Annotated in this window: 20 protein-coding genes and 2 tRNA genes; 19 read left to right on the top strand and 3 right to left on the bottom strand. The window is 69.1% G+C overall.

Going from position 1 to position 24,417, the window contains the following annotated elements; genetic code table 11:
* Positions 1–2: 2 nt before the first annotated feature.
* Together AC4IHM_RS22055 and AC4IHM_RS22060 are read right to left on the bottom strand one after the other, a co-directional pair.
* The gene (locus AC4IHM_RS22055; RefSeq protein ID WP_490868735.1) at positions 3–752 is read right to left on the bottom strand and encodes a glycosyltransferase family 2 protein; all 750 of its coding nucleotides are present in this window, start codon (positions 750–752) and stop codon (positions 3–5) included.
* Between the two features lie 83 nt (positions 753–835).
* Positions 836–909, bottom strand: a tRNA-Gly gene (locus AC4IHM_RS22060).
* A 163-nt stretch (positions 910–1,072) separates the two neighbouring features.
* On the opposite strand from AC4IHM_RS22060, the gene AC4IHM_RS22065 reads away from it, so the two are divergent.
* From AC4IHM_RS22065 to clpX, 5 genes are all read left to right on the top strand, one after another.
* Positions 1,073–1,149: transfer RNA gene (locus AC4IHM_RS22065), tRNA-Pro, on the top strand.
* A 183-nt stretch (positions 1,150–1,332) separates the two neighbouring features.
* Positions 1,333–2,754, top strand: coding sequence for a trigger factor (gene tig / locus AC4IHM_RS22070; RefSeq protein ID WP_490868736.1), 1,422 nt, complete (start codon positions 1,333–1,335; stop codon positions 2,752–2,754).
* 268 nt (positions 2,755–3,022) lie between these two features.
* Positions 3,023–3,631: an ATP-dependent Clp protease proteolytic subunit gene (locus tag AC4IHM_RS22075; RefSeq protein WP_266076971.1), complete on the top strand. Its 609-nt coding sequence runs from the start codon at positions 3,023–3,025 to the stop codon at positions 3,629–3,631.
* Between the two features lie 80 nt (positions 3,632–3,711).
* Positions 3,712–4,392 (top strand): ATP-dependent Clp protease proteolytic subunit, encoded by a 681-nt coding sequence (locus tag AC4IHM_RS22080; protein ID WP_490868737.1) that lies wholly within the window; start codon positions 3,712–3,714, stop codon positions 4,390–4,392.
* Positions 4,393–4,584: 192 nt separating this feature from the next.
* The gene (gene clpX, locus AC4IHM_RS22085) at positions 4,585–5,871 is read left to right on the top strand and encodes an ATP-dependent Clp protease ATP-binding subunit ClpX (protein ID WP_490868738.1); all 1,287 of its coding nucleotides are present in this window, start codon (positions 4,585–4,587) and stop codon (positions 5,869–5,871) included.
* Positions 5,872–5,963: 92 nt separating this feature from the next.
* Here the strand turns inward: clpX and AC4IHM_RS22090 are convergent, their stop codons facing one another.
* Entirely contained in the window at positions 5,964–6,926 is a 963-nt protein-coding gene (locus AC4IHM_RS22090; RefSeq protein ID WP_490868739.1) for a hypothetical protein, read from the bottom strand.
* Positions 6,927–7,063: 137 nt separating this feature from the next.
* On the opposite strand from AC4IHM_RS22090, the gene AC4IHM_RS22095 reads away from it, so the two are divergent.
* From AC4IHM_RS22095 to AC4IHM_RS22160, 14 genes are all read left to right on the top strand, one after another.
* Positions 7,064–9,688, top strand: a complete 2,625-nt coding sequence (locus AC4IHM_RS22095) for a valine--tRNA ligase (RefSeq protein ID WP_490868740.1) — start codon at positions 7,064–7,066, stop codon at positions 9,686–9,688.
* Positions 9,689–9,789: 101 nt separating this feature from the next.
* Entirely contained in the window at positions 9,790–11,313 is a 1,524-nt protein-coding gene (folC, locus tag AC4IHM_RS22100) for a bifunctional tetrahydrofolate synthase/dihydrofolate synthase (protein WP_490868741.1), read from the top strand.
* A gap of 6 nt (positions 11,314–11,319) precedes the next feature.
* Positions 11,320–11,676, top strand: a complete 357-nt coding sequence (locus AC4IHM_RS22105; protein ID WP_490868742.1) for a DUF4233 domain-containing protein — start codon at positions 11,320–11,322, stop codon at positions 11,674–11,676.
* Positions 11,677–11,777: 101 nt separating this feature from the next.
* Positions 11,778–12,191, top strand: a complete 414-nt coding sequence (gene ndk / locus AC4IHM_RS22110) for a nucleoside-diphosphate kinase (protein ID WP_490868743.1) — start codon at positions 11,778–11,780, stop codon at positions 12,189–12,191.
* A gap of 318 nt (positions 12,192–12,509) precedes the next feature.
* Positions 12,510–13,529 carry a rod shape-determining protein gene (locus AC4IHM_RS22115; RefSeq protein ID WP_490868744.1) on the top strand — a complete coding sequence of 340 codons (1,020 nt, stop codon included), beginning with the start codon at positions 12,510–12,512 and terminating at the stop codon, positions 13,527–13,529.
* Positions 13,530–13,727: 198 nt separating this feature from the next.
* Entirely contained in the window at positions 13,728–14,750 is a 1,023-nt protein-coding gene (gene mreC, locus AC4IHM_RS22120) for a rod shape-determining protein MreC (RefSeq protein WP_490868745.1), read from the top strand.
* A 13-nt stretch (positions 14,751–14,763) separates the two neighbouring features.
* Entirely contained in the window at positions 14,764–15,435 is a 672-nt protein-coding gene (gene mreD, locus AC4IHM_RS22125) for a rod shape-determining protein MreD (protein ID WP_490868746.1), read from the top strand.
* Positions 15,436–15,500: 65 nt separating this feature from the next.
* The gene (gene mrdA, locus AC4IHM_RS22130) at positions 15,501–17,798 is read left to right on the top strand and encodes a penicillin-binding protein 2 (protein WP_490868747.1); all 2,298 of its coding nucleotides are present in this window, start codon (positions 15,501–15,503) and stop codon (positions 17,796–17,798) included.
* Positions 17,795–18,994, top strand: a complete 1,200-nt coding sequence (gene rodA, locus AC4IHM_RS22135; RefSeq protein ID WP_490868748.1) for a rod shape-determining protein RodA — start codon at positions 17,795–17,797, stop codon at positions 18,992–18,994. The genes mrdA and rodA overlap by 4 nt, the downstream gene beginning before the upstream one ends.
* Before the next feature lie 119 nt (positions 18,995–19,113).
* Positions 19,114–21,063 carry a TIGR03960 family B12-binding radical SAM protein gene (locus AC4IHM_RS22140; protein WP_490868749.1) on the top strand — a complete coding sequence of 650 codons (1,950 nt, stop codon included), beginning with the start codon at positions 19,114–19,116 and terminating at the stop codon, positions 21,061–21,063.
* A gap of 189 nt (positions 21,064–21,252) precedes the next feature.
* The gene (locus AC4IHM_RS22145) at positions 21,253–21,426 is read left to right on the top strand and encodes a hypothetical protein (protein WP_490868750.1); all 174 of its coding nucleotides are present in this window, start codon (positions 21,253–21,255) and stop codon (positions 21,424–21,426) included.
* A gap of 30 nt (positions 21,427–21,456) precedes the next feature.
* Positions 21,457–21,966, top strand: coding sequence for a DUF6879 family protein (locus AC4IHM_RS22150; RefSeq protein WP_490868751.1), 510 nt, complete (start codon positions 21,457–21,459; stop codon positions 21,964–21,966).
* Positions 21,967–21,989: 23 nt separating this feature from the next.
* Positions 21,990–22,796 (top strand): helix-turn-helix domain-containing protein, encoded by an 807-nt coding sequence (locus tag AC4IHM_RS22155; RefSeq protein WP_490870896.1) that lies wholly within the window; start codon positions 21,990–21,992, stop codon positions 22,794–22,796.
* Between the two features lie 587 nt (positions 22,797–23,383).
* Positions 23,384–24,160 carry a TIGR03936 family radical SAM-associated protein gene (locus AC4IHM_RS22160; protein ID WP_490868752.1) on the top strand — a complete coding sequence of 259 codons (777 nt, stop codon included), beginning with the start codon at positions 23,384–23,386 and terminating at the stop codon, positions 24,158–24,160.
* Positions 24,161–24,417 lie beyond the last annotated feature (257 nt).

The raw sequence follows: 24,417 nt of genomic DNA on the forward strand, positions 1-24,417 counted from the left end.
GCTCACAGGCGCCATGTGCTGAGCCTGCCGAGGGCTTCGGCGCGCTCCTCGACGACCTTCATACGGGCACGCCGCTCCGGATCGTGGTGGTGCTCGTCCCGGGCGGTGCTCTGTCCGGGCCACTTGCGGTAGAGGAGACCGCACTCCTGGATGAACCAGCCGGTGCTGACGGCGTTCAGTGCCATGAGCAGACCCGTGTCCTCCGACGACGGGAGCGCCATCCAGCCCCCCAGGGCGGTCACGAGATCCCGCCTCGCGCACAGCGTCGCGGGGTGCACCTGGGCCCGGTAGTCGTGCGTCCGCCACCGCTCCAGGACGGCACCCGGCGCGATCGGGCCCTCGGGCGGGTCCCCCTCGAAACCGACCGTGCTGCCGTCGGGCAGGAGGTCGAGGGCGCGCGAAGTCGTCCACGCCACGCCGGGCCGCCCGGTGAGCACGCGGATGTCCCGATCGAGAGCCCCCGGGGTCAGCACGTCGTCGGCGTCCAGGACCTTGACCAGTTCGCCGCGCGCCCGGGACAGCGCCAGCGTCCGGGCCATGCCGGCCCGGCCCCTGCGCCCCTGCCCCGTACTGATGCGGGGGTCGGCGGGAAGCAGGCCCGCCACCTCGCCCGTCTCCCCGTCCTCCTGGACGATCCACTCCCATTCCCACCCGGGCGGCATCCGCTGGCCGGTGAGCGAGGCGTGGGCCTCGCCGAGGTAGCGCGCGCTCGGCCCGTGCACCGGCGTGATCACCGAGACGACGTTCGTCATGCGCCCCCTCACCACCCTTCCGGCGCGCGAAGCGCTCGGGGCCGGGTCGGAGTGATGAACCTCCGACCCGGCCCCGAGTCGTGTGGAGCGGGCGACGGGAATCGAACCCGCGTAGCTAGTTTGGAAGACTAGGGCTCTACCATTGAGCTACGCCCGCACAGCGTGCGCCGCGCGTCGGTGACCGCGGCACTGCAGGCATCGTAGCGGGTCGTACGCCCTTGTCGCACACCCCTTCCGGTCCGTGCCGGACCTTCCGGGGCGCCCGGGAAACCCTGCGGCCCCCGGCGCCTGACGGCATGTACCCTACGTGTCGCACCAGACGGGGTGTGGCGCAGCTTGGTAGCGCGTCCGCTTTGGGAGCGGAAGGCCGTGGGTTCAAATCCCGCCACCCCGACCACCTCGGGCGATCCTCTCGGACCGGCGCGAGCGATCGCCTTTTGGGCGGTGTAGTCGCTGCCGTTACTATGCAAGCTGCACGCCCGTGTGTCGTCAGCGTCTGAAGTCTCCGGGCGGCGAAATTTGCCGGACACCCTCTGGCTCCGGCAGAACCCAAGAAGTCAGCCACCAAGGAGACCGAACCGTGAAGAGCGCCGTGGAGACCCTGAACCCGACCCGGGTTCGGCTCACTGTCGAGGTGCCCTTCGAGGAGCTCAAGGACAGCCTCGACGCGGCGTACAAGAAGATCAACCAGCAGGTCACGGTGAAGGGCTTCCGCAAGGGCAAGATCCCGGCCCGGGTCATCGACCAGCGGTTCGGCCGCGGTGCGGTTCTGGAGGAGGCGGTCAACGACGCGCTTCCCAAGTTCTACACCGACGCGGTCAACGAGGCCGAGCTGAACCCGCTCGGCCAGCCCGAGGTCGACATCACGGAGCTGAAGGACGGCGACACGCTGAACTTCACCGCCGAGGTCGACATCCGCCCGGTCATCGAGATCCCGGACTACTCCGGCATCGAGGTCGAGGTCGACGCAGTCGAGGTCAGCGACGAGGACGTCGAGAAGTCGGTGGAGCAGCTGCGCGAGCGCTTCGCCTCCACCTCCCCGGTCGAGCGCGCCGCCGAGGAGGGTGACGTCGTCACCCTCGACCTGACCGCCAAGGTCGACGGCGAGGTCCTCGAGGACGGGGTCGCCGACGGCGTCTCCTACACCATCGGCTCCGGCGAGCTGCTGGACGGCGTCGACGACGCCGTGAAGGGCCTGGAGGCCGGTGGCGAGGCCACCTTCACCTCCGAGCTGAAGGGCGGCTCGGCGGCCGGCAAGGAGGCCGAGGTCACCGTCAAGGTCAGCCAGGTCGCCAAGCGCGAGCTGCCCGAGCTGGACGACGACTTCGCGCAGCTCGCGTCGGAGTTCGACACCCTTGAGGAGCTGCAGGCCGACAGCCGCAAGCGCCTCGCCAACATGAAGCAGTACGACCAGGCCACGCAGGCCCAGGAGCGCGTCCTGGACAAGCTGCTCGAACTGGTCGAGGTCCCGGTCCCCGAGAAGCTCCTCGAGGACGAGATCAACACCCGTAAGCACAACCTGGAGCACCACCAGCTCGGCCAGATGGGTCTCGACCTGGAGAAGTACCTGGAACTCCAGGGCAAGACCGCCGAGGAGTTCGAGACCGAGACCCGTGAGGCCGCGGTCAAGGGCATCAAGACCCAGTTCGTCCTCGACGAGCTGGTCAAGCAGGAGAAGCTCAACGTCAGCCAGGAAGAGCTGACCGAGCACCTCATGCGCCGTGCCGCCTCCTCCGGCATGTCCCCCGACCAGTTCGCCCAGGCCGTCGTCGAGCAGGGCCAGGTCCCGCTCCTCGTCGGTGAGGTCGCCCGCGGCAAGGCCCTGGCCGCCGTGGTCGAGAAGGCCACGGTCAAGGACACCAACGGCGAGGTCGTCGACCTGGACGACGACGAGGACGAGGAGGAGACGGAGGCCGCGGAGGCCGCCGCCGAGTCCACCGAGTCCGCCGCCGGCGCCACCGACGCCACCGAGGACAAGGCGGCGGAGAAGAGCGAGGGCTGACCCTCGCGTCACCGCTGACGGACGTACGACGGGCCCCGGCCACCCATGCCGGGGCCCGTCTGCCGTACGGCGCCGCGGCGCCCTCCTCGCGGCGCAACCTGCGCTCACAGCGAACACCCGCAGAACCGGGATGGCACCACAGGGTCACCGCGTTAGGGTCCATGAATACGAGGGCAGGGGAGTCCCCGAAGCGGCTCCAGCCCCGCAGGGAAACGTGAGACGGCCCGGCGCCGTCGTAAGACGAGCAGGTGGATACGTGACGAATCTGATGCCCTCAGCCGCCGGCGAGCCCTCCATCGGTGGTGGCCTCGGCGACCAGGTCTACAACCGGCTGCTCGGCGAGCGGATCATCTTCCTCGGCCAGCCGGTCGACGACGACATCGCCAACAAGATCACCGCACAGCTGCTGCTCCTTGCCGCCGACCCGGACAAGGACATTTTCCTGTACATCAACAGCCCGGGTGGTTCGATCACGGCCGGCATGGCGATCTACGACACCATGCAGTTCATCAAGAACGACGTGGTGACGATCGCGATGGGCCTGGCGGCCTCCATGGGGCAGTTCCTGCTCAGCGCGGGCACCCCGGGCAAGCGCTTCGCGCTGCCGAACGCCGAGATCCTGATCCACCAGCCGTCGGCCGGTCTGGCCGGTTCCGCCTCGGACATCAAGATCCACGCCGAGCGGCTGCTGCACACCAAGAAGCGCATGGCCGAGCTGACCTCCCAGCACACCGGCCAGACGATCGAGCAGATCACCCGTGACTCGGACCGCGACCGCTGGTTCGACGCCTTCGAGGCCAAGGAGTACGGCCTCATCGACGATGTGATCCCCACGGCCGCCGGTATGCCGGGCGGCGGCGGCACCGGGGCGGCCTGAGCCCTCTGCGGGCCCCACGGGGCCCCAGCGCGCCCCTGCCAGCCCCGAGCGACCGCCTCAGCCCCTTTCCAGGAGACACTGTGAACGACTTCCCCGGCAGCGGCCTGTACGACCGCGCGCGTGCCGAGTACACCGGCCCCTCCGCCGAGTCCCGCTACGTGATCCCGCGCTTCGTCGAGCGCACCTCGCAGGGCGTGCGCGAGTACGACCCGTACGCGAAGCTCTTCGAGGAGCGCGTGATCTTCCTCGGCGTCCAGATCGACGACGCCTCCGCCAACAACGTCATGGCCCAGTTGCTGTGCCTGGAGTCGATGGACCCCGACCGGGACATCTCGGTCTACATCAACAGCCCCGGCGGCTCCTTCACGGCCCTCACGGCCATCTACGACACGATGCAGTACGTGAAGCCGGACATCCAGACGGTCTGCATGGGCCAGGCGGCCTCCGCCGCGGCCGTGCTGCTGGCCGCCGGCACGTCCGGCAAGCGCATGGCGCTGCCGAACGCCCGCATCCTGATCCACCAGCCGTACAGCGAGACCGGCCGCGGCCAGGTCTCCGACCTGGAGATCGCCGCCAACGAGATCCTCCGGATGCGCTCGCAGCTGGAGGACATGCTGGCCAAGCACTCCACCACGCCGGTCGAGAAGATCCGCGAGGACATCGAGCGCGACAAGATCCTCACGGCCGAGGACGCGCTGAGCTACGGCCTGATCGACCAGATCATCACCACCCGGAAGATGGACAACTCCTCCCTCCGCTGAGGCGGGAGGCTGTATCGTCTGCCGCTCCTTGGCACGGTTTGACGCGGTTCACGTCAAGGCGAACCGTGCCAAGGGGGGCCCGGACGGGGGGCCGGGCAAGGTACCGTCGGACATAAGGCAGCACCAGGAGTCCGCTGGACGTTGACGCCATGTCAACGTCCAGGAGTCTCCCAGGCGAAGGGGAAGCACACCGTGGCACGCATCGGTGACGGCGGCGATCTGCTCAAGTGCTCGTTCTGCGGAAAGAGCCAGAAGCAGGTCAAGAAGCTCATCGCAGGGCCCGGTGTGTACATCTGCGACGAGTGCATCGACCTCTGCAACGAGATCATCGAGGAAGAACTCGCCGAGACCAGCGAGGTGCGCTGGGAGGAACTCCCGAAGCCCCGCGAGATCTACGAGTTCCTCGAGGGCTACGTGGTCGGCCAGGAGGCGGCCAAGAAGGCCCTCTCCGTGGCGGTGTACAACCACTACAAACGGGTCCAGGCCGGTGAGAACGGCGGCGCCCAAGGCCGCGAGGACGCCATCGAGTTGGCGAAGTCCAACATCCTGCTGCTGGGCCCCACCGGCTCCGGCAAGACCCTCCTCGCGCAGACCCTGGCCCGGATGCTGAACGTCCCCTTCGCGATCGCCGACGCGACGGCGCTCACCGAGGCCGGGTATGTCGGCGAGGACGTCGAGAACATCCTGCTCAAGCTGATCCAGGCGGCGGACTACAACGTCAAGAAGGCCGAGACCGGGATCATCTACATCGACGAGATCGACAAGGTCGCGCGCAAGAGCGAGAACCCGTCGATCACCCGGGACGTCAGCGGCGAGGGCGTCCAGCAGGCCCTGCTGAAGATCCTTGAGGGCACCACGGCCTCGGTCCCGCCGCAGGGCGGCCGCAAGCACCCGCACCAGGAGTTCATCCAGATCGACACGACGAACGTGCTGTTCATCGTGGGCGGCGCCTTCGCGGGCCTGGAGAAGATCATCGAGGGCCGGGCCGGCGCCAAGGGCATCGGTTTCGGCGCCCAGATCCGCTCCAAGCGGGATATCGAGTCCAAGGACCAGTTCGAGCAGGTCATGCCGGAGGACCTGGTCAAGTTCGGCATGATCCCCGAGTTCATCGGCCGGCTGCCGGTCATCACCTCGGTCCACAACCTCGACCGCGAGGCCCTCCTCCAGATCCTGGTCGAGCCCCGCAACGCGCTCGTCAAGCAGTACGAGCGCCTCTTCGAACTCGACGGCGTCGAGCTGGACTTCGAGCGCGAGGCGCTGGAGGCCATCGCCGACCAGGCCATCCTGCGCCAGACCGGCGCCCGCGGCCTGCGCGCCATCATGGAGGAAGTCCTCCAGGGCGTCATGTACGAGGTGCCCTCCCGCAAGGACGTCGCCCGCGTCGTCGTCTCCGCCGACGTGGTCCTCTCCAACGTCAACCCGACGCTGATCCCGCGGGATTCGCGCGGCCGCGGCTCGGGCGAGCAGAAGACGGCGTAGCCGCCACCCCCGTACAACCCGTACAACCCGTACAACGCGGAGGGGCCCGGTCTTTCGACCGGGCCCCTCCGCGTTGTGTGTCGTCGTAGGCGTCAGGCCTTGACGCGGACTTCCTTGCGGAGCTTGGCGGTGGTCTCGGCCGCCTCCGCCGGGTCGGACTGCTTGCCGGCCGCGATGTCCAGGTAACTCATCGGCATGGTGAAGCCGAGCGTGCTGTGGTCGCCCCAGACGCAGTACGTCATGGTCATCGACTTCGGCTCGTTCTCACCGCCGTCGGAGTTGTCGACCTTGGCCGCCTGGCACTTGATGACGGCGCCGTCGAGGGAGTCGGGCTTGTACTCCTGCGGCTCCCCGACCAGGGACACGTTCTGGTCGCCGTCGCCCTTCTGGCTCTCCTGCTTCATGTGCGCGAACATCGCGTCGACGGTCTTCTCCGGGTCGTCGATCGTGCCGTAGACGCCGCCGAACATGATCTGCTTGGAGGCCAGCGGGTTCTCCTCGTTCTTCGCCGTGTAGGAGGCGCTCACGTCCTTGGCGTCCTTCACGCCCCACTCCTCGGCGTCCTTCATGTCGCCCGAGTCCATGGTGCCGCTCTCGCTCTTGTCCTTCTGGTACTCGCTGAGCACCGTCGCCGGAGTCGTGAGCTTGTGCGGGCCGTCGTCGGCGATGTCCGAGCCGCCGCCCCCGCTGCCGCCCACCACGAAGTACACACCCACGCCGATCGCCGCCACGACGGCCACCGCGGCGATGATCAGACCGGTCTTCTTCTTGCCGCCGCCCGGGGCCGGGGGCTGCGGCGCGCCGTAGGGGGCCTGGCCCTGGGGCGGCTGGCCGTACGGCGGCTGCTGGCCGTAGGGGGGCTGCTGTGGCGGGACGCCGCCCTGCGGGGGCTGCTGAGGGTAGCCGTAGCCCGGCTGCGGCGGGGGCGTCTGCTGGGGGTAGCCGTAGCCGGGCTGGGGGGCCTGCGGCGGCTGCTGGCCGTACGGTCCCGGCTGGCCGTACGGTCCGGGCTGCTGGGGCTGCCCGCCGTACGGGCCCGGCTGGTTGTGACTCATTACTGGGTTCCCCTCCAGATGCTTACGTGGTGCTGACATCCTGACCCAGACCTCACCCAAGCAGGTCACCGGGGGCCGCACCGTTACAAAGGAAACGCGTTTCGGGACAGGGCTGTGACGCCCTTAAACTGACCCCCGTGACCGAGAACTCTCAGCAGCCGCAGCCAGCACCCACCACCGAACTGCCGACCCAGTACGCGCCGGCCGAGGTAGAGGGGAAGCTGTACGAGCGCTGGGTGGAACGGGGTTACTTCGAGGCGGACGCGGACAGCGACAAGCCGCCGTACACCGTCGTCATCCCGCCGCCGAACGTCACGGGCAGTCTGCACCTCGGGCACGCCTTCGAGCACACGCTCATCGACGCCCTGACCCGCCGCAAGCGCATGCAGGGCTACGAGACGCTGTGGCAGCCCGGCATGGACCACGCCGGCATCGCCACGCAGAACGTCGTCGAGCGCGAGCTGGCCAAGGAGGGCAAGTCCCGGCACGACCTCGGCCGGGACGCCTTCGTCGAGCGCGTCTGGCGGTGGAAGGCCGAGTCCGGCGGACAGATCGGCGGGCAGATGCGCCGCCTCGGCGACGGCGTCGCCTGGTCCCGTGAGCGCTTCACGATGGACGAGGGCCTCTCCCAGGCCGTCCAGACCATCTTCAAGCGGCTCTACGACGACGAGCTGATCTACCGCGCCGAGCGCATCATCAACTGGTGCCCCCGCTGTCTGACCGCGATCTCCGACATCGAGGTCGAGTACCAGGACGACGACGGCGAGCTGGTCTCCATGAAGTACGGGGACGGGGACGACACCATCGTCGTCGCCACCACCCGCGCGGAGACCATGCTCGGCGACACCGCCGTCGCCGTCCACCCCGGGGACGAGCGCTACAAGCACCTGATCGGCAAGCTCGTCAGGCTGCCGCTCACCGACCGCTCCATCCCGGTCGTCGCCGACGAGCACGTCGACCCCGAGTTCGGCACCGGCGCCGTCAAGGTGACGCCCGCCCATGACCCGAACGACTTCGAGATCGGCCGGCGCCACGACCTGCCCGCCCTCGCGATCATGGACGAGCACGCGGTCATCACCGCCCACGGCCCCTTCCAGGGCCTGGACCGCCTCGAGGCCCGCTCGGCCATCGTCGCCGCGCTGCGCGCCGAGGGCCGGATCGTCGCCGAGAAGCGGCCCTACGTCCACTCCGTCGGCCACTGCTCGCGCTGCAAGACCACCGTCGAGCCGCGGCTGTCCATGCAGTGGTGGGTCAAGGTCGGCCCGCTGGCGAAGGCCGCCGGTGACGCGGTCCGCGACGGCAGGGTCACGATCCACCCGCAGGAGATGGAGAAGCGGTACTTCGACTGGGTCGACAACCTCCACGACTGGTGCATCTCGCGCCAGCTCTGGTGGGGCCACCGCATCCCCGTCTGGTACGGCCCCGAGGGCGAGGTCGTCTGCGTCGGCCCCGACGAGGAGCCGCCGGTCGGCGCGGGCTGGTACCAGGACTCCGACGTCCTGGACACCTGGTTCTCCTCCGGCCTGTGGCCCTTCTCCACCCTCGGCTGGCCCGAACAGACCGACTCGCTCGCGAAGTTCTACCCGAACTCCGTCCTCGTCACCGGCTACGACATCCTCTTCTTCTGGGTCGCCCGGATGATGATGTTCGGCCTGTACGCGATGGACGGCACCCCGCCGTTCCACACCATCGCCCTGCACGGCATGGTCCGTGACCAGAACGGCAAGAAGATGTCCAAGTCCTTCGGGAACGTCGTCAACCCGCTGGACTGGATGGACAAGTACGGCTCCGACGCGCTCCGCTTCACCCTCGCGCGCGGCGCCAACCCGGGCGTCAACGTCCCGATCGGCGAGGACTGGGTCCAGGGCTCGCGCAACTTCGCCAACAAGATCTGGAACGCCACCCGCTTCGCCCTGATGAACGGCGCGACGGTGGACGGCCCGCTGCCCGAGGCGTCGAGGCTCTCCCCGACCGACCGCTGGATCCTCTCCCGCCTGAACTCCGTCGTCGCCGAGGTCGACGCGTACTACGAGGACTACCAGTTCGCGAAGCTGTCCGACGCCCTGTTCCACTTCGCCTGGGACGAGGTCTTCGACTGGTACGTCGAACTGTCCAAGACGACGTTCCAGGCGGGCGGCGAGGCCGCCGAGGTGAGCAAGCGCGTCCTGGGCGAGGTCCTCGACGTGACGCTGCGGCTGCTGCACCCGGTCGTCCCCTTCGTCACCGAGACGCTGTGGACCACCCTCACCGGCGGCGAGTCGGTCGTCATCGCCGACTGGCCCGCCGACTCGGGCTTCCGGGACGCCGACGCCGAGCGCGAGATCGAGACGCTCCAGTCCGTCATCACCGAGGTCCGCCGCTTCCGCGCCGACCAGGGCCTCCAGCCCGGCCAGCGGGTGCCTGCCCGGCTGACCCCGACCGCCTCCGCGCTCGCGGCGCACGAGGCGGCCGTCCGCCAACTGCTGCGGCTCCAGCCGGAGGGCGACGCCTTCACGGCCACGGCCACCCTGCCCCTCGCGGGCGTCGAGGTCGCCCTCGACCTCTCCGGGGTCATCGACTTCGCCGCCGAGCGCAAGCGGCTGGCGAAGGACTTGGCGGCGGCGCAGAAGGAGCGGCAGCAGGCCGAGGGCAAGCTCGGCAACGAGGCGTTCCTGGCCAAGGCGCCCGACAAGGTGATCGACGGCATCCGTGACCGGCTGGCCAAGGCGGAGAAGGACATCGTCCGCATCGAGGGTCAGCTCACCAGGCTGCCGGCTCAGTAACCGAGAGCCGCTCTCCGCCGACGCGGAGATGCCGGGGTCCGGCGCGTGCACCACGTGGACGCGCCGGACCTCTCCTTTCACGGATACGTAAACTGGTCCCCGTGAGCGACAACCCCGGCCACAACGACCGGCCCGACCCCTTCGATCCCCTCGACTCCTTCGACGAGATCGTGGAGGCGGAGACCACCCGCGACCCCGATCTCGCCGTCATCGAGGCCGGCAGCCGCACCCTGCGCACCCAGGGCGGCCCCTCGCAGGCCGACGTGCCCGCGCGCCCCGAGGACCCGGAGGTGGACGCGGCCCTGCGCGAGGTGGAGGCGGAGCTGGCGACCCGCTGGGGCGAGACCAAGCTGGAGCCCTCGGTCGCCAGGATCGCCGCGCTGATGGACGTGCTGGGCGAGCCGCAGCGCTCGTACCCCTCCATCCACATCACGGGGACGAACGGCAAGACCTCCACCGCCCGCATGATCGAGGCCCTGCTCGGCGCCTTCGACCTGCGCACCGGCCGGTACACCTCGCCGCACGTGCAGTCCGTCACCGAGCGCATCAGCCTGGACGGGGCGCCGATCTCCGCCGAGCGCTTCGTCGAGACGTACGAGGACATCAAGCCGTACATCGGCATGATCGACGACCGCCAGGAGTACCGGCTGTCCTTCTTCGAGGTGCTCACCGGCATGGCGTACGCCGCCTTCGCCGACGCGCCCGTCGACGTGGCCGTCGTGGAGGTCGGGATGGGCGGCTCCTGGGACGCCACCAACGTCATCGACGGGGACGTGGCCGTCGTCACCCCCATCGACCTGGACCACACCGACCGGCTCGGGGAGACGCCCGGCGAGATCGCGGCCGAGAAGGCCGGCATCGTCAAGCGGGACGCCACCGTGATCCTGGCCCAGCAACCGGTGGACGCGGCCCAGGTGCTGCTGAAGAAGGCCGTGGACGTGAACGCCACCGTGGCCCGCGAGGGGCTGGAGTTCGGCGTCGTCGCCCGGCAGATCGCCGTCGGCGGGCAGTTGGTGACCCTGCGCGGCCTCGGCGGCGAGTACACCGAGGTCTATCTGCCGCTGCACGGCGCCCACCAGGCGCACAACGCGGCCGTCGCGCTCGCCGCCGTCGAGGCGTTCTTCGGCGTCGGGGCGCAGCGCCCCCGGTCGCTGGACATCGACACCGTGCGCAAGGCGTTCGCCGCCGTCGCCTCGCCGGGGCGGATGGAGGTGGTGCGGCGCTCGCCGACCGTGGTGCTGGACGCCGCGCACAATCCGGCCGGCGCGCGGGTCACCGCCGAGGCGGTCGGGGAGGCCTTCGAGTTCAGCCGGCTCATCGGCGTGGTCGGCGCGAGCGGCGACAAGAATGTGCGAGGGCTCCTGGAGGCCTTCGAGCCGGTCTTCGCCGAGGTCGTCGTCACCCAGAACTCCAGCCACCGCGCGATGGACGCCGACGAGCTGGCGGGCATCGCCGTCGAGGTGTTCGGCGAGGACCGCGTCCAGGTCGAGCCGCGGCTGCCGGACGCCCTGGAGGCCGCGATCACACTGGCCGAGGAGGACGGCGAGTTCGCGGGCGGCGGTGTGCTCGTCACCGGCTCCGTCATCACCGTCGGCGAGGCCCGACTGCTCCTCGGGAGGGGCTGAGAAACCGTGCGTACGCTCTGTGCTTCGACTCTGATCGGCGAGGTCTTCGTCATCGGCTTCGCCGGACTGGTCGCCATGAAGGACCCCGACCTGTCCACGGGGACGGTGTGGACGGTCAGCGGCATCGCGATGTTCCTGTGCGTGGCGCTGTGCGGCTTCGTGACCCGGCCCGGCGGCGTCGCCTTCGGCTGGGCCCTGCAGACCGCCCTGATCGCCTCCGGCTTCGCCGTGCCGGCCATGTTCTTCCTGGGGGCGTTCTTCGCCGCCCTGTGGTGGGCCTCCGTGCACTACGGGCGGAAGATCGACGAGGCCAAGGCGAGATTCGCGGCGCGGGCCGAGGCTCCCGCGCCCGATGCCGCCTGACCACCGCCCGGCTCCGATTGACGCTGAGTGACGGGCGCCGCGACACGCCCGGTAACCTCAGTCATCACCCGCACAACCGGACATCTCCAAGGGAGCCCCTCGTGACCCAGCGCAGCCTCGTCCTCCTCAAGCCCGACGCCGTCCGTCGTGGCCTGACCGGCGAGATCATCAGCCGTATCGAGCGCAAGGCCGGCTGGCAGATCACCGCGCTGGAACTGCGCACCCTGGACACCGAGACGCTGGAGCAGCACTACGGCGAGCACAAGGGCAAGCCCTTCTACGAGCCGCTGGTCGAATTCATGGCGTCCGGCCCGGTGGTCGCCCTGATCGTCGAGGGCGAGCGGGTCATCGAGGGCGTGCGCGCGCTGGCCGGTCCGACCGACCCGATCGCCGCCGCCCCCGGCTCCATCCGCGGGGACTTCGGTGTGATCGTCCGGGAGAACCTGATCCATGCCTCCGACTCCGAGGAGTCCGCCGAGCGCGAGCTGAAGATCTTCTTCCCGGGCCGGGTCTGAGCCTTTCCGGGACACGCCGGACGGCCCTTTTTTCTGACAGCCCGTCAGCCCGAATGGCCGAGGCGGAGCCGGGCGGTCGCGCAAAAGCGGCCGCCCTGTGGCATATGCGCGCCTGATCGGGGGAACGGATGCCTCCGTTGGCCCGTCTCCACAAGCGAGGCGGTGCGCCATCTGCTGACAATGGCGAAGACCCTCGCGCAGTGTTCGCGAAAGCGCGTCTACGATGGAAGCCTCCACGCGTCACTGCACCCACTTCGCCAACCTGAAAAGCCCTCAAAAGCTCCTGGGAAGGCCAGTCGAATCCTGATGGGGAACTCAATGTCGTTCATCGGCCGTGACATGGCTGTCGACCTCGGGACCGCCAACACGCTGGTGTACGTCAGGGGTCGCGGGATCGTACTCAACGAGCCGTCCGTCGTCGCGATCAACACCAACACCGGTGGCATCCTCGCGGTCGGCGCCGAAGCGAAGAAGATGATCGGGCGCACGCCCGGCAACATCGTTGCCGTGCGCCCGCTGAAGGACGGCGTGATCGCCGACTTCGAGATCACCGAGCGGATGCTCCGCTACTTCATCCTGAAGATCCACAAGCGGCGGTATCTGGCTCGTCCGCGGGTCGTCGTCTGTGTGCCCTCGGGCATCACCGGCGTCGAGCGCCGCGCCGTCATCGAGGCGTCGTCCCAGGCCGGCGCCCGTCAGGTGCACATCATCGAGGAGCCCATGGCCGCGGCCATCGGCTCCGGCCTGCCGGTCCACGAGGCCACGGGCAACATGGTGGTGGACATCGGCGGCGGCACCACGGAGGTCGCGGTCATCTCGCTCGGCGGCATCGTCACCGCCCAGTCCATCCGCGTCGCGGGTGACGAGCTGGACAACGCGATCATCCAGCACGTGAAGAAGGAGTACAGCCTTCTGCTGGGTGAGCGCACTGCCGAACAGATCAAGATCACGATCGGTTCCGCGTACGACCTCGACTCCGACGAGCACACCGAAATCCGCGGCCGGGACCTCGTCTCCGGGCTGCCCAAGACCGTCGTCATCTCCGCCGCCGAAGTACGCAAGGCGATCGAGGAGCCGGTCAACGCGATCGTCGACGCCGTCAAGACGACCCTCGACAAGTGCCCGCCGGAGCTGTCCGGCGACATCATGGACCGGGGCATCGTCCTGACCGGCGGCGGCGCGCTGCTGCGCGGGCTCGACGAAAGGCTGCGCCGGGAGACCGGCATGCCGATCCACATCGCCGAGGACCCGCTGGACAGCGTGGCGCTCGGCAGCGGCAAGTGCGTCGAGGAGTTCGAGGCGCTCCAGCAGGTGCTGGACTCCTCGCCCCGCAGATGACGTAACACTTCGGTTCCGCCGTACGAGACGATCTCCTCTCGTGCGGCGGATCGTTGATATAGAGGCTTCAGTACCTCAAGTACCTCAAGTACCTCAAGTACCTCAAGTACCTCAAGTACCGAATCACCTGAATTCCCGAACACCGCCACGTAATTCCCGAAATTCCCGAATTCGACGAGGAAGGCACGGCCGCCGCACGTGAGGGACACGAAAGAGAGCCGGCTGCTCCTGGTGCTGCTGATCGCCATCGCGTTCGCGCTGATCACGGTGGACATCCGCGGTGGGGAGGACTCACCGGTCGACGGTGCCCGGCAGGCCGCGGCCTCCGTCTTCGGTCCGATCGAGAGCGGGGTGTCCTCCGCGGTCGACCCGGTCGGCAACGCGGTCTCCGCGATCCGCGACTCCGGCGACCGGCACGACCGCCTCGCCGCACTGGAGACGCAGAACGCCGCCCTGAAGGCGAAGCTCGGCAGCGACGAGCGCGGCCGCAGCAGGCTCAAGCAGTTCGACAAGATGCTCGGGCTGGCCGGCGCCGGACAGTACGGAATCAAGGGCGCCCAGGTCATCGCCATAGGAGCCGCCCAGGGCTTCTCCTGGACCATCACCATCGACGCCGGCGCCAACGACGGCATCAAGCGCGACATGACCGTCCTCAACGGCGACGGCCTCGTGGGACGCGTGACCACCGTCGGCCCGGGGACCGCCACCGTGCTGCTCGCCAACGACCCGGACTTCAGCGTCGGCACCCGGATGGAGGCCGGCGACGAACTCGGCTTCGCCTCCGGCCAGGGAAACCGCCCCCTGCGCGTCGAACTCCTCAACGGCAAGGCCGACGTCAAGAAGGGCGACCGGCTGGTCACCTTCGGCTCCCAGGCCGACAAGCCGTTCGTGCCGGGCGTGCCCGTCGGCACCGTCACCCGCGTCGACCCCAACGGCGGCGACATCACCCGCATCCTCGACATCACACCGTTCGTCAGCTTCACCAAGCTCGACATCGTCGGCGTCGTCGTCCAGGCCCCGCAGAAGGACCCGCGCGACACGGTGCTCCCGGACAGGCAGAAGCCGAAGCCCACGCCCACCGTGACGGTGACCGTGACCCCGTCCGCCGGAGCACCCGTCGACGGCGAGGCCCAGGGCGGCGAGGCCCAGGACGGCCAGGCACAGGACGGCGGGAGCGGACAGAACGACCAGGCAGAGCAGAACGAGCAGACCGAGCAGTAGGAGTTCTCACCCCATGCGCGTCAACCGGATCCTGCTGTCCGTCGCCCTGGTCGTCGTCGCCCTGGTGATCCAGGTCAGCGTCCTCGCCCGCCTCCACCTGCCCGGCGCCGTCCCCGACCTGCTGCTGCTCACCGTCCTCGGCCTCGCCCTGGTCTACGGCCACGTGGGCGGCGCCCTCGTCGGCTTCGGCGCCGGACTCCTCGCCGACCTCGCCCCGCCCGCCGACCACGCCGCCGGCCGCTACGCCCTGGTGCTCTGCGTCGTCGGCTACCTCGCCGGCCTCGCCAAACCGGACAACGGCCGGCTCAGGTCGGCCACCGGACCCATGGCCGTGGTCGTCGCCGCCGCCATCGGCACCACCCTGCTCTACGCCGGCGTCGGCGCCCTCGTCGGCGACACCGCCGCCCGCCATGTCGGCCTGCCCAGCCTGGTGTTCACCGCCGCCCTCTACGACCTGCTGCTCGCGCCCTTCGTCGTCCCCGGCATCATGGCCCTGGCCAGACGCGCCGAGAACGACCCCCTGGCCGACACCGGCTCCGCCGCCCCGAAGTCCGACCTCTCCACCGGCTGGCTCTCCGGGGGCACCGGACTGCGCATCGGCGGCCAGCGCAACGGACTGCGGGTCAGGGCGGCACGGGCGCGGGTCGCTCGGGCCGGACGCATCAAGGGGGTCAAGCGGCTGTGACGACGAACGCCCACCCGTACGACCGCGCCGACACGTACACACACTGAGAGGGGGAGACAGCAGCAGTGACCAACATCCCCGAGACCGGCCGCAGCACACGCGTCCAGACCCGGCTCGTCGTCATCCAGATCCTCGTGCTCTCCCTCCTCGCCACCCTCGGCGGCCGGCTCTGGTACCTCCAGATCCGCCAGGGCGACGAGTACGCCAAGGAAGCCTCCGGCAACCACGTCCAGCAGGTCGTCCAGCCCGCCACCCGCGGCTCGATCCTGGACGCCCGCGGCGTGCCCCTCGCCGACAACGAGACCCGCCTCGTCGTCTCCGCCTCCCGCACCGACCTGCTGAAGATGAAGGACGACGGCAGGGCCGTCCTCACCAAGCTCGCCGGCGTCCTCGGCATGAAGCCCCAGGACGTCATGGACAAGGTCCGGCTGTGCGACGCCAAGACCCCGCAGCCCTGCTGGAACGGTTCGCCCTACCAGCCGATCCCCGTCACCGACGAGGCCACCGCCAAGCAGGCCCTGCAGATCCGCGAGCGCGCCGAGGACTTCCCCGGCATCACCGCCGAACCCATGGCCGTACGCCGCTACACCGCCCCCGGCAAGTCCAACACCGCCCAGGTCCTCGGCTACCTCTCACCGGTCACCGACGAGGAGATCCAGAAGGCGCAGGACACCGACTCGCCCTTCCTGCGCTCGGACCAGGTCGGCCGCTCAGGACTGGAACGCGAGTACGACAAGGCACTGCGCGGCAAGGCCGGCGTCACCCGCTACGAGGTCGACAACCTCGGCCGCGTCATCGGCCAGTCCGAGTCCACCCCCGGTATCCCCGGCGCCAACCTCGTCACCAGCATCGACGCCCGCGTCCAGCGGGTCGCCGAGTACGAGCTGAACGAGGCGATGAAGGCCGCCCGCAAGGAGATGGACCGCAACACCAACCGGCTCTACGAGGCCGACGCGGGTGCCGTCGTCGTCATGGAGGCCAAGACCGGCCGCGTCGTCGCCATGGCCTCCAACCCCGACTACGACCCCAACGCCTGGGTCGGCGGAATCTCCGCCAAGGACTACAAGAAGCTCACCGGCAAGGACTCCAACTACCCGCTCCTCAACCGCGCCACCCAGGGCCAGGCGGCCCCCGGCTCGGTCTTCAAGGTGGTCTCCTCGGCCGCCGCGGTGGAAGCCGGCTACGACTTCGACGGCAACTACGACTGCTCCAGCTCCTACTCCGTCGGCAACCAGGTCTTCAAGAACTTCGAGTCCGCCAGCTACGGCCCGATCAGTATCGGCCGCGCCCTGGAACTCTCCTGCGACACCGTCTTCTACCGCCTGGCGCACGACGAGTGGAAGAAGGACGGCGGCGCCAACGCCAAGAAGCCCAACGACTACTTCTACAAGGCCGCCCACCAGTTCGGCCTCGGCAAGGAGACCGGCATCGACCTCCCCAACGAGGTCGCCGGCCGCGTCCCGGACCGCGAGTGGAAGCAGAAGTACTGGGAGGCCAACAAGGACGCCTGGTGCAAGACCGGCAAGAAGAACGGCTCCTACGTCGAGCAGCTCGCCTACGAGGGCTGCCTCGAAGGCAACAGGATGCGCGCCGGTGACTCCATCAACTACTCCATCGGCCAGGGCGACACCCTCGTCACCCCCATCCAGATGGCCACCATCTACGCGGCCCTCTCCAACGGCGGCACCCTCTACGACCCCACCATCGGCAAGGCGGTCGTCAGCCCCGACGGCAAGGAGGTCAACGAGATCAAGCCCGAGGCCCACGGCAAGCTGCCGCTCAGCAAGGCCACGCTGGCCAAGATGGACGAGGCCCTCGCAGGCGTCGCCACCCGGGGCACCGCCGCCTGGCGGTTCGCGCAGGTCGGCTGGCCGCAGGAGAAGATCCCGATGCACGCCAAGACCGGTACGGCCGAGGTCCACGGCAAGCAGACCACCTCGTGGTTCGCCACGTACACCAAGGACTACTCGATCGTCATGACGATCTCCCAGGGCGGTACGGGCTCCGGCGCCTCCGGCCCCGCCGTCCGCAACATCTACGACGCGCTCTACGGCGTCTCGGACAGCGGCGAGATCGACCAGAAGAAGGCACTGCTGCCCCAGCCGCAGGCGAAGCTGCCGACCATCAAGGCGGACGGGACCATCCCCGCACCGAAGATCTCCAAGGACTTCGTCAAGGACCTCCAGCCCGACGAGAAGGCCTCCCCGGAGGACGAGTACGCCGCCGTCGACGAACAGCCCCAGGAGGCGACGGCCCCCAACCAGAACGGGGCGAACCGTGACACTCGCCGGCGCCGACGGCGCGGCGGCACGGGCCGGCGCGGCAGCGGAAACAGAAACGGAAGCCGGAGGGCACGCGCATGACCGGGGCCAACAGCTTCCAGGTCTCCGGATACGGCCCCGAGAAGGCCGGCTGGACCAGGCTCCTCGCCCGCCACTCGCTGGCCCGGCGCCTCGACTGGCCGATACTGCTGGCCGCCCTCGCGCTCTCCCTGATGGGCTCGCTGCTCGTCTACTCCGCCACCCGCAACCGCACCGAACTCAACCAGGGCGACCCGTACTACTTCCTGACCCGGCACCTGCTCAACACCGGCATCGGCATCGCCCTGATGATCGCCGTCGTCTGGCTCGGCCACCGCGCCCTGCGCACCGCCGTACCGGTCCTGTACGGCGCGTCCGTGTTCCTGATCCTGCTGGTGCTCACACCGCTCGGCTCGACCATCAACGGCGCCCACTCCTGGATCAAGCTCCCCGGCGGCTTCTCCCTGCAGCCCTCGGAGTTCGTGAAGATCACGATCATCCTGGGCATGGCGATGCTGCTCGCCGCCCGCGTCGACGCGGGGGACCGGCCCCACCCGGACCACCGGACCGTGCTCCAGGCACTGGGCCTGGCCACCGTGCCGATGCTCATCGTGATGCTCATGCCCGACCTCGGATCGGTCATGGTCATGGTCATCATCGTGCTGGGCGTGCTGCTCGCCTCCGGCGCCAGCAACCGCTGGATCTTCGGCCTGCTCGGCGCCGGAACCCTCGGCGCGCTCGCCGTCTGGCAGCTCGGCATCCTCGACGACTACCAGATCAACCGCTTCGCCGCCTTCGCCAACCCGGCGCTCGACCCCGCGGGCGTCGGCTACAACACCAACCAGGCCCGCATCGCCATCGGCTCCGGCGGCCTGACCGGCTCCGGCCTCTTCCACGGCTCGCAGACCACCGGCCAGTTCGTACCGGAACAGCAGACCGACTTCGTCTTCACGGTCGCAGGCGAGGAACTGGGCTTCCTCGGCGCGGGCCTCATCGTCGTCCTGCTCGGCGTGGTCCTGTGGCGCGCCTGCCGGATCGCCCGCCACACCTCCGACCTGTACGGGACGATCGTCGTCGCCGGCATCGTCGCGTGGTTCGCCTTCCAGACCTTCGAGAACATCGGCATGACGCTCGGCATCATGCCCGTCACCGGCCTGCCCCTGCCCTTCGTCTCCTACGGCGGCACCTCCATGTTCGCCGTGTGGATGGCGGTCGGGCTGCTCCAGTCGATCACGGTGCAGAGACCGATGTCCGCCTGAGCGCGGGCCGCCGACCGGGGCCGGGCGGGGCCGGGCGGGCAGGTCCGGGCGGTACGGGGGACCACCCTCGCCGGGTTAGGCTGGATGGTCCCCCTGTCAGCACACAAAGGTCCCGTGAGATGCCTGCCGAAGCCGCCCAGGCCGCCGAGTCCGTGTTTCCGCAGCTCGAGGCTCTGCTCCCGCACGTGCAGAAGCCGATCCAGTACGTCGGCGGTGAACTCAACTCCACGGTCAAGGACTGGCAGTCCTGCGACGTGCGCTGGGCCCTGATGTACCCCGACGCCTACGAGGTCGGCCTGCCCAACCAGGGCGTCATGATCCTCTACGAGGTCCTCAACGAGCAGCAGGGCGTCCTCGCCGAGCGCACCTACAGCGTGTGGCCGGACCTGGAGGCGCTGATGCGGGAGCACTCCGTCCCGCAGTTCACCGTCGACAGCCACCGCCCCGTGGGCGCCTTCGACGTGTTCGGCCTCTCCTTCTCCACGGAGCTGGGCTACACCAACATGCTGGCCGCCCTGGACCTGGCCGGCATCCCGCTGGAGTCCAAGGACCGCGGCATCGACGACCCGGTCGTCCTGGCCGGCGGACACGCGGCCTTCAACCCCGAGCCGATCGCCGACTTCATCGACTGCGCGGTCATCGGCGACGGCGAACAGGCCGTCCTGGAGATCACCGCGATCGTCCGCGCCTGGAAGGCCGAGGGCCGCCCCGGCGGCCGCGAGGAGCTTTTGCTGCGCCTGGCCAGGACCGGCGGGGTGTACGTCCCCGGCTTCTACAACGTCGAGTACCTCCCGGACGGCCGTATCGCCCGCGTCGTCCCCAACCGCTCGGGCGTGCCGTGGCGCGTCTCCAAGCACACCGTGATGGACCTCGACGAGTGGCCCTACCCCAAGCAGCCCCTCGTCCCGCTCGCCGAGACCGTCCACGAGCGCATGTCCGTGGAGATCTTCCGCGGCTGCACCCGCGGCTGCCGCTTCTGCCAGGCCGGCATGATCACCCGCCCGGTGCGCGAGCGCTCCATCACCGGCATCGGCGACATGGTCGAGAAGGGCCTGAAGGCAACGGGCTTCGAGGAGGTCGGCCTGCTCTCCCTCTCCTCCGCCGACCACTCGGAGATCGGCGACATCGCCAAGGGCCTCGCGGACCGGTACACGGAGGACAAGATCGGCCTGTCCCTCCCCTCCACCCGCGTGGACGCCTTCAACATCGACCTCGCCAACGAACTGACCCGCAACGGCCGCCGCTCCGGCCTGACCTTCGCCCCCGAGGGCGGCTCCGAGCGCATCCGCAAGGTCATCAACAAGATGGTCTCGGAAGAGGACCTGATCCGCACCGTCGCCACCGCGTACGGCAACGGCTGGCGCCAGGTGAAGCTGTACTTCATGTGCGGCCTGCCGACCGAGACCGACGACGACGTCCTCCAGATCGCCGACATGGCCACCCGGGTCATCGCCAAGGGCCGCGAGGTCTCCGGCTCGGGCGACATCCGCTGCACCGTCTCGATCGGCGGCTTCGTCCCCAAGCCCCACACCCCCTTCCAGTGGGCGCCGCAGCTCTCCGCTCAGGAGACGGACACCCGCCTGCAGAAGCTGCGCGACAAGATCCGCGGCGACAAGAAGTACGGCCGCTCCATCGGCTTCCGCTACCACGACGGCAAGCCCGGCATCGTCGAGGGCCTCCTCTCCCGCGGCGACCGCCGCGTCGGCGCCGTCATCCGCGCCGTCTACGACGACGGGGGCCGCTTCGACGGCTGGCGCGAGCACTTCTCCTACGACCGCTGGATGGCCTGCGCCGACAAGGCCCTGGCCCCCTTCGGCGTCGACGCCGACTGGTACACCACCCGCGAACGCGGCTACGAGGAGGTCCTCCCCTGGGACCACCTCGACTCCGGCCTCGACAAGGAATGGCTCTGGGAGGACTGGCAGGACGCCCTCGACGAAACAGAGGTCGAGGACTGCCGCTGGACACCGTGCTTCGACTGCGGGGTGTGCCCTGCCATGGACACGGAAATTCAGGTCGGTCCGACGGGCAGGAAGCTGCTGCCACTGACGGTCATGAAGTCTGGCTGACCAGCGGCGATGCGATTCGGCTGGTGGCCGAGGCGCTCGCCGACGAGCCGAGAGCATCGCTCGTTGTCGGGTGTGGTTCCCGGATGGGTGAGCGGCTTTCCTGTTCCGGAAAGACGGGGATCTTGACCCCGCTGCCCGCAGGCCGGAAGCATCGGTCGGGACACCGACCGTCGAGGTGAGGGGGAAGCCGTGGGCGCACCGCTGCGGAAGCTGTCGGGAGACCCGGACTGCAAGAACGGCACGTGCCCGACGCTTTGGGGTACGGACGACGGCAAGAACTACGTGGTGCAGGGATACGTGATCACAGACACCGAGCGGCTGACGCAGCTCGACATGCCCCGGGGGGAGAGACGGCCGTCCTGATCCCGGCCGCAGTCCTTGAGGAGTACTTCAGTGCTCACGGGTGAGGAGTTCGGCCGTCTCTTCGAGAGCTTCGAGCGTACGGCCTTCCGGCTGGAAACCCTTGCGGTCTACGACGTGGAGGAAGAGCGCGAGGAGTTCGCGCGGTTCCTGGCTGGTGAAGACATGGGGCCGGACTGGGACGACAACCCGTGGGTCCGCTCGATGACGGACAAGGGAAAGAGCGTGTCGCGCGTGCATGTCCTGCGCTCTCCGCTGACGGACTACCTCCGGTACGAACTGGCCGCATACCCCGGCAACATCAAGGCGGGCGAGTCGATCGGGATCATCGATCTCGCCGAGCAGGAAGTAACGGCCTTGCCTGATCACGACTTCTGGCTCTTCGACAACCGCGACGTGTACCGGATGCACTACACCGTCGAGGGCAAGTTCGTCGGCGGTGAGCTGTTGCCCGCCGACCGGCTCGCGGAGTACCGGAGTCACCGAGACATGGCGCTCGCTCACGCCGTGCCGTTCGCGTCCTACTGGGAGCGGCACCACTGATCACGGACTCGATCGGGAAAGCCCTGCGGGCGCTGCGGGCGGCATCGGGACTGACCGGTGACGCGGTGGCCCGCAGGGCTTCCATGTCCGCGGGGAAACTGTCGAAGATCGAGAACGGGCGGACCCTGCCCACCATTCAGGATGTCGACCTGCTCCTGTCCGCGCTCGGCGTCTCGGACGTCGTGAAGGAGCAGTTCCTCGCATCTGCCCGAGCCGAGGTCACCGAGGCCACAGCGTGGCGTCTGCTGCGTCGTATGGGTCCGTGGAAGCACCAGAACGCCATCAAGGCCATCGAGGCCAACACGGCTGCTCTCAGGCTGTTTCAGGGGCAACTCGTCCCCGGACTGCTCCAGACACCGGAATACGCCACGGCGGTGTTTTCCCTGCCCCCGGCTCTGCCGGACGAGACCAGGAGCCGGACCGTGGCCGCGCGCATGGAGCGACAGTCGACGCTCTACGAAGCCGGCCGGTCGTTCTGCTTTGTGATCTGTGAGCACGTCCTGCGATGGCTGATCTGCGAGCCGGCCGTCATGGCCACCCAACTGGACCGACTCGTCTCCCTGTCCCGGCTTCCCAACGTGACCGTTGGCGTAGTGCCCCTGACTGGTCGGATGCCGGACTTCCCCATGACGTGCTTCAGCATCCACGATGACCGGCTCGTGATCGTGGAGACCTTCCACTCCGAGATCACGACACGGGACCCCAGGGACATACAGATGTACCTCGACACCTTCGAGCGGTTCGCTGATGCGGCGCTCTTCGGCGATGACATGCGCGCCCTGGTCGAAAGCATCCGGGACGAGTTCTTGCCCCAACAGGAAAGAACGTAGAACCGCGGCACCGGAGCCTCAAGGATGGATCGCAGCGAGATCCACGCTGGGAGGCCGTACGAGATGAGTGAACCGAAGACGACGATGGCGGGGCCGGTGCACCTGACGGCTCCGGTCGGGGAGCCGGACGCCGTGGCCGGCTGCGGCGTATGCCTCGGTATCGCTGTGGCTCGGACCAACGCGCGATCGGTCGGGGACTACTCGAAGGTATCCGATGCGAACGTGGTTCTGCGGACACACCTGCGGGAAGGCCACGGTGCCGAGTGATGGACATGCAGACGTGGCGAGACGGCCGCACGACGGCCGAACGGGCGACCTCTGTGTTACAGGATGGCCTTGCGGCTCTTGGCCGCCCAGACAGGGCGTGGGAGGCGCTGCGCCCTGTCGTCGCCCACAACGGCACGCCGTACGTGCACATGGGCATGGTGCGTGCGGATGTCGCCGAGCGGATGGCGGAGGAGCAACCACGATGGGTGGGAACCATCCGTCGCCGAGGCACGTACTCTTGATGGGAGTACGACCGTTTCGACGAAGGACTGAAGAAACTGGGCAAGCGACAGCCCGAAGGCCCGCCGCCCGTTCCCGCGGTGCAGCGCATCCGACTGCGTTACACCAAGCGCGGCCGCCTCCGGTTCACCAGCCACCGTGACTTCCAGCGCGCCTTCGAGCGTGCGCTGCGCCGCGCCGATGTACCCATGGCGTACTCGGCGGGGTTCACACCGCACCCGAAGGTGTCGTATGCCAATGCCGCACCCACCGGCACGGGCAGTGAGGCGGAGTATCTGGAGATCGCGCTCACCGAGGCGCGTGACCCGGAGCGGCTCAGGCTGCTTCTCGACGAGTCGCTGCCCGGCGGGCTCGACATCGTCGACGCGGTCGAGGCCCGGACCTCCGGGCTCGCCGACCGGCTGACGGCCTCCGTGTGGGAGCTGCGGTTGGCCGGTGTGGAGGCCGCGGACGCCGAGCGCGCCGTGGCGGCCTTCAACTCGGCCCCGGCGGTCGAGGTCCAGCGCCGTACGAAGAACGGCGTCCGCACCTTCGACACCCGCTCCGCCGTGGTGAGTCTCGAGAGCCTCACCACGCACGGTTCACCGGCTGATAGGCCGACCGACCAGCCCTGTGCGATACTGCGGCTGGTTGTTCGGCACGTGACGCCTGCCGTACGACCCGACAACGTCCTGTCCGGTCTTCGCGCCGTGGCCGACCTGGCGCCGCCGGTCCCCGCAGCGGTGACCAGGCTGGCGCAGGGGCTGTTCGATGAAGAGACCGGTGCGGTGACCGACCCGCTCGCGCCCGACCGCGAGGCAGAAGCGCCCGAGCCGCAACCGGCCGCCGCTTCCGCCGCCGCGAAGGCGTCGGCGTAAGGAAGGTTCCGCGCAGGGACGCACGCCGTAGCGCCGCCCTCGAACTCGGGAGCCACCTGGGTCGGGCAGCGCACCGACCACAAGACTTTCGCCAGGCCGTGCACGACAAGGGGTACGGAACCGGCGAGACAAGACACGGAGAGCTTCCGAGCGGCGCCCGCGCCCCGGACGGCGGCGATCGCGCATCGCGCGAGCCGCGGACGTCACTGGCGGTCGACATGATCGATGCCGGACCAGGCGCGGCGCCCGGGAGCCTG

The organism is Streptomyces sp. SL06 (assembly GCF_058244745.1).

Bases quoted from the DNA above. Each gene is read 5' to 3' on its own strand.
- AC4IHM_RS22055 (WP_490868735.1), bottom strand. From the start codon at position 752: ATGACGAACGTCGTCTCGGTGATCACGCCGGTGCACGGGCCGAGCGCG.
- AC4IHM_RS22075 (WP_266076971.1), top strand. From the start codon at position 3,023: ATGCCCTCAGCCGCCGGCGAGCCCTCCATCGGTGGTGGCCTCGGCGAC.
- AC4IHM_RS22090 (WP_490868739.1), bottom strand. From the start codon at position 6,926: ATGAGTCACAACCAGCCGGGCCCGTACGGCGGGCAGCCCCAGCAGCCC.
- AC4IHM_RS22115 (WP_490868744.1), top strand. From the start codon at position 12,510: ATGTCGTTCATCGGCCGTGACATGGCTGTCGACCTCGGGACCGCCAAC.
- mreD (WP_490868746.1), top strand. From the start codon at position 14,764: ATGCGCGTCAACCGGATCCTGCTGTCCGTCGCCCTGGTCGTCGTCGCC.
- rodA (WP_490868748.1), top strand. From the start codon at position 17,795: ATGACCGGGGCCAACAGCTTCCAGGTCTCCGGATACGGCCCCGAGAAG.
- AC4IHM_RS22140 (WP_490868749.1), top strand. From the start codon at position 19,114: ATGCCTGCCGAAGCCGCCCAGGCCGCCGAGTCCGTGTTTCCGCAGCTC.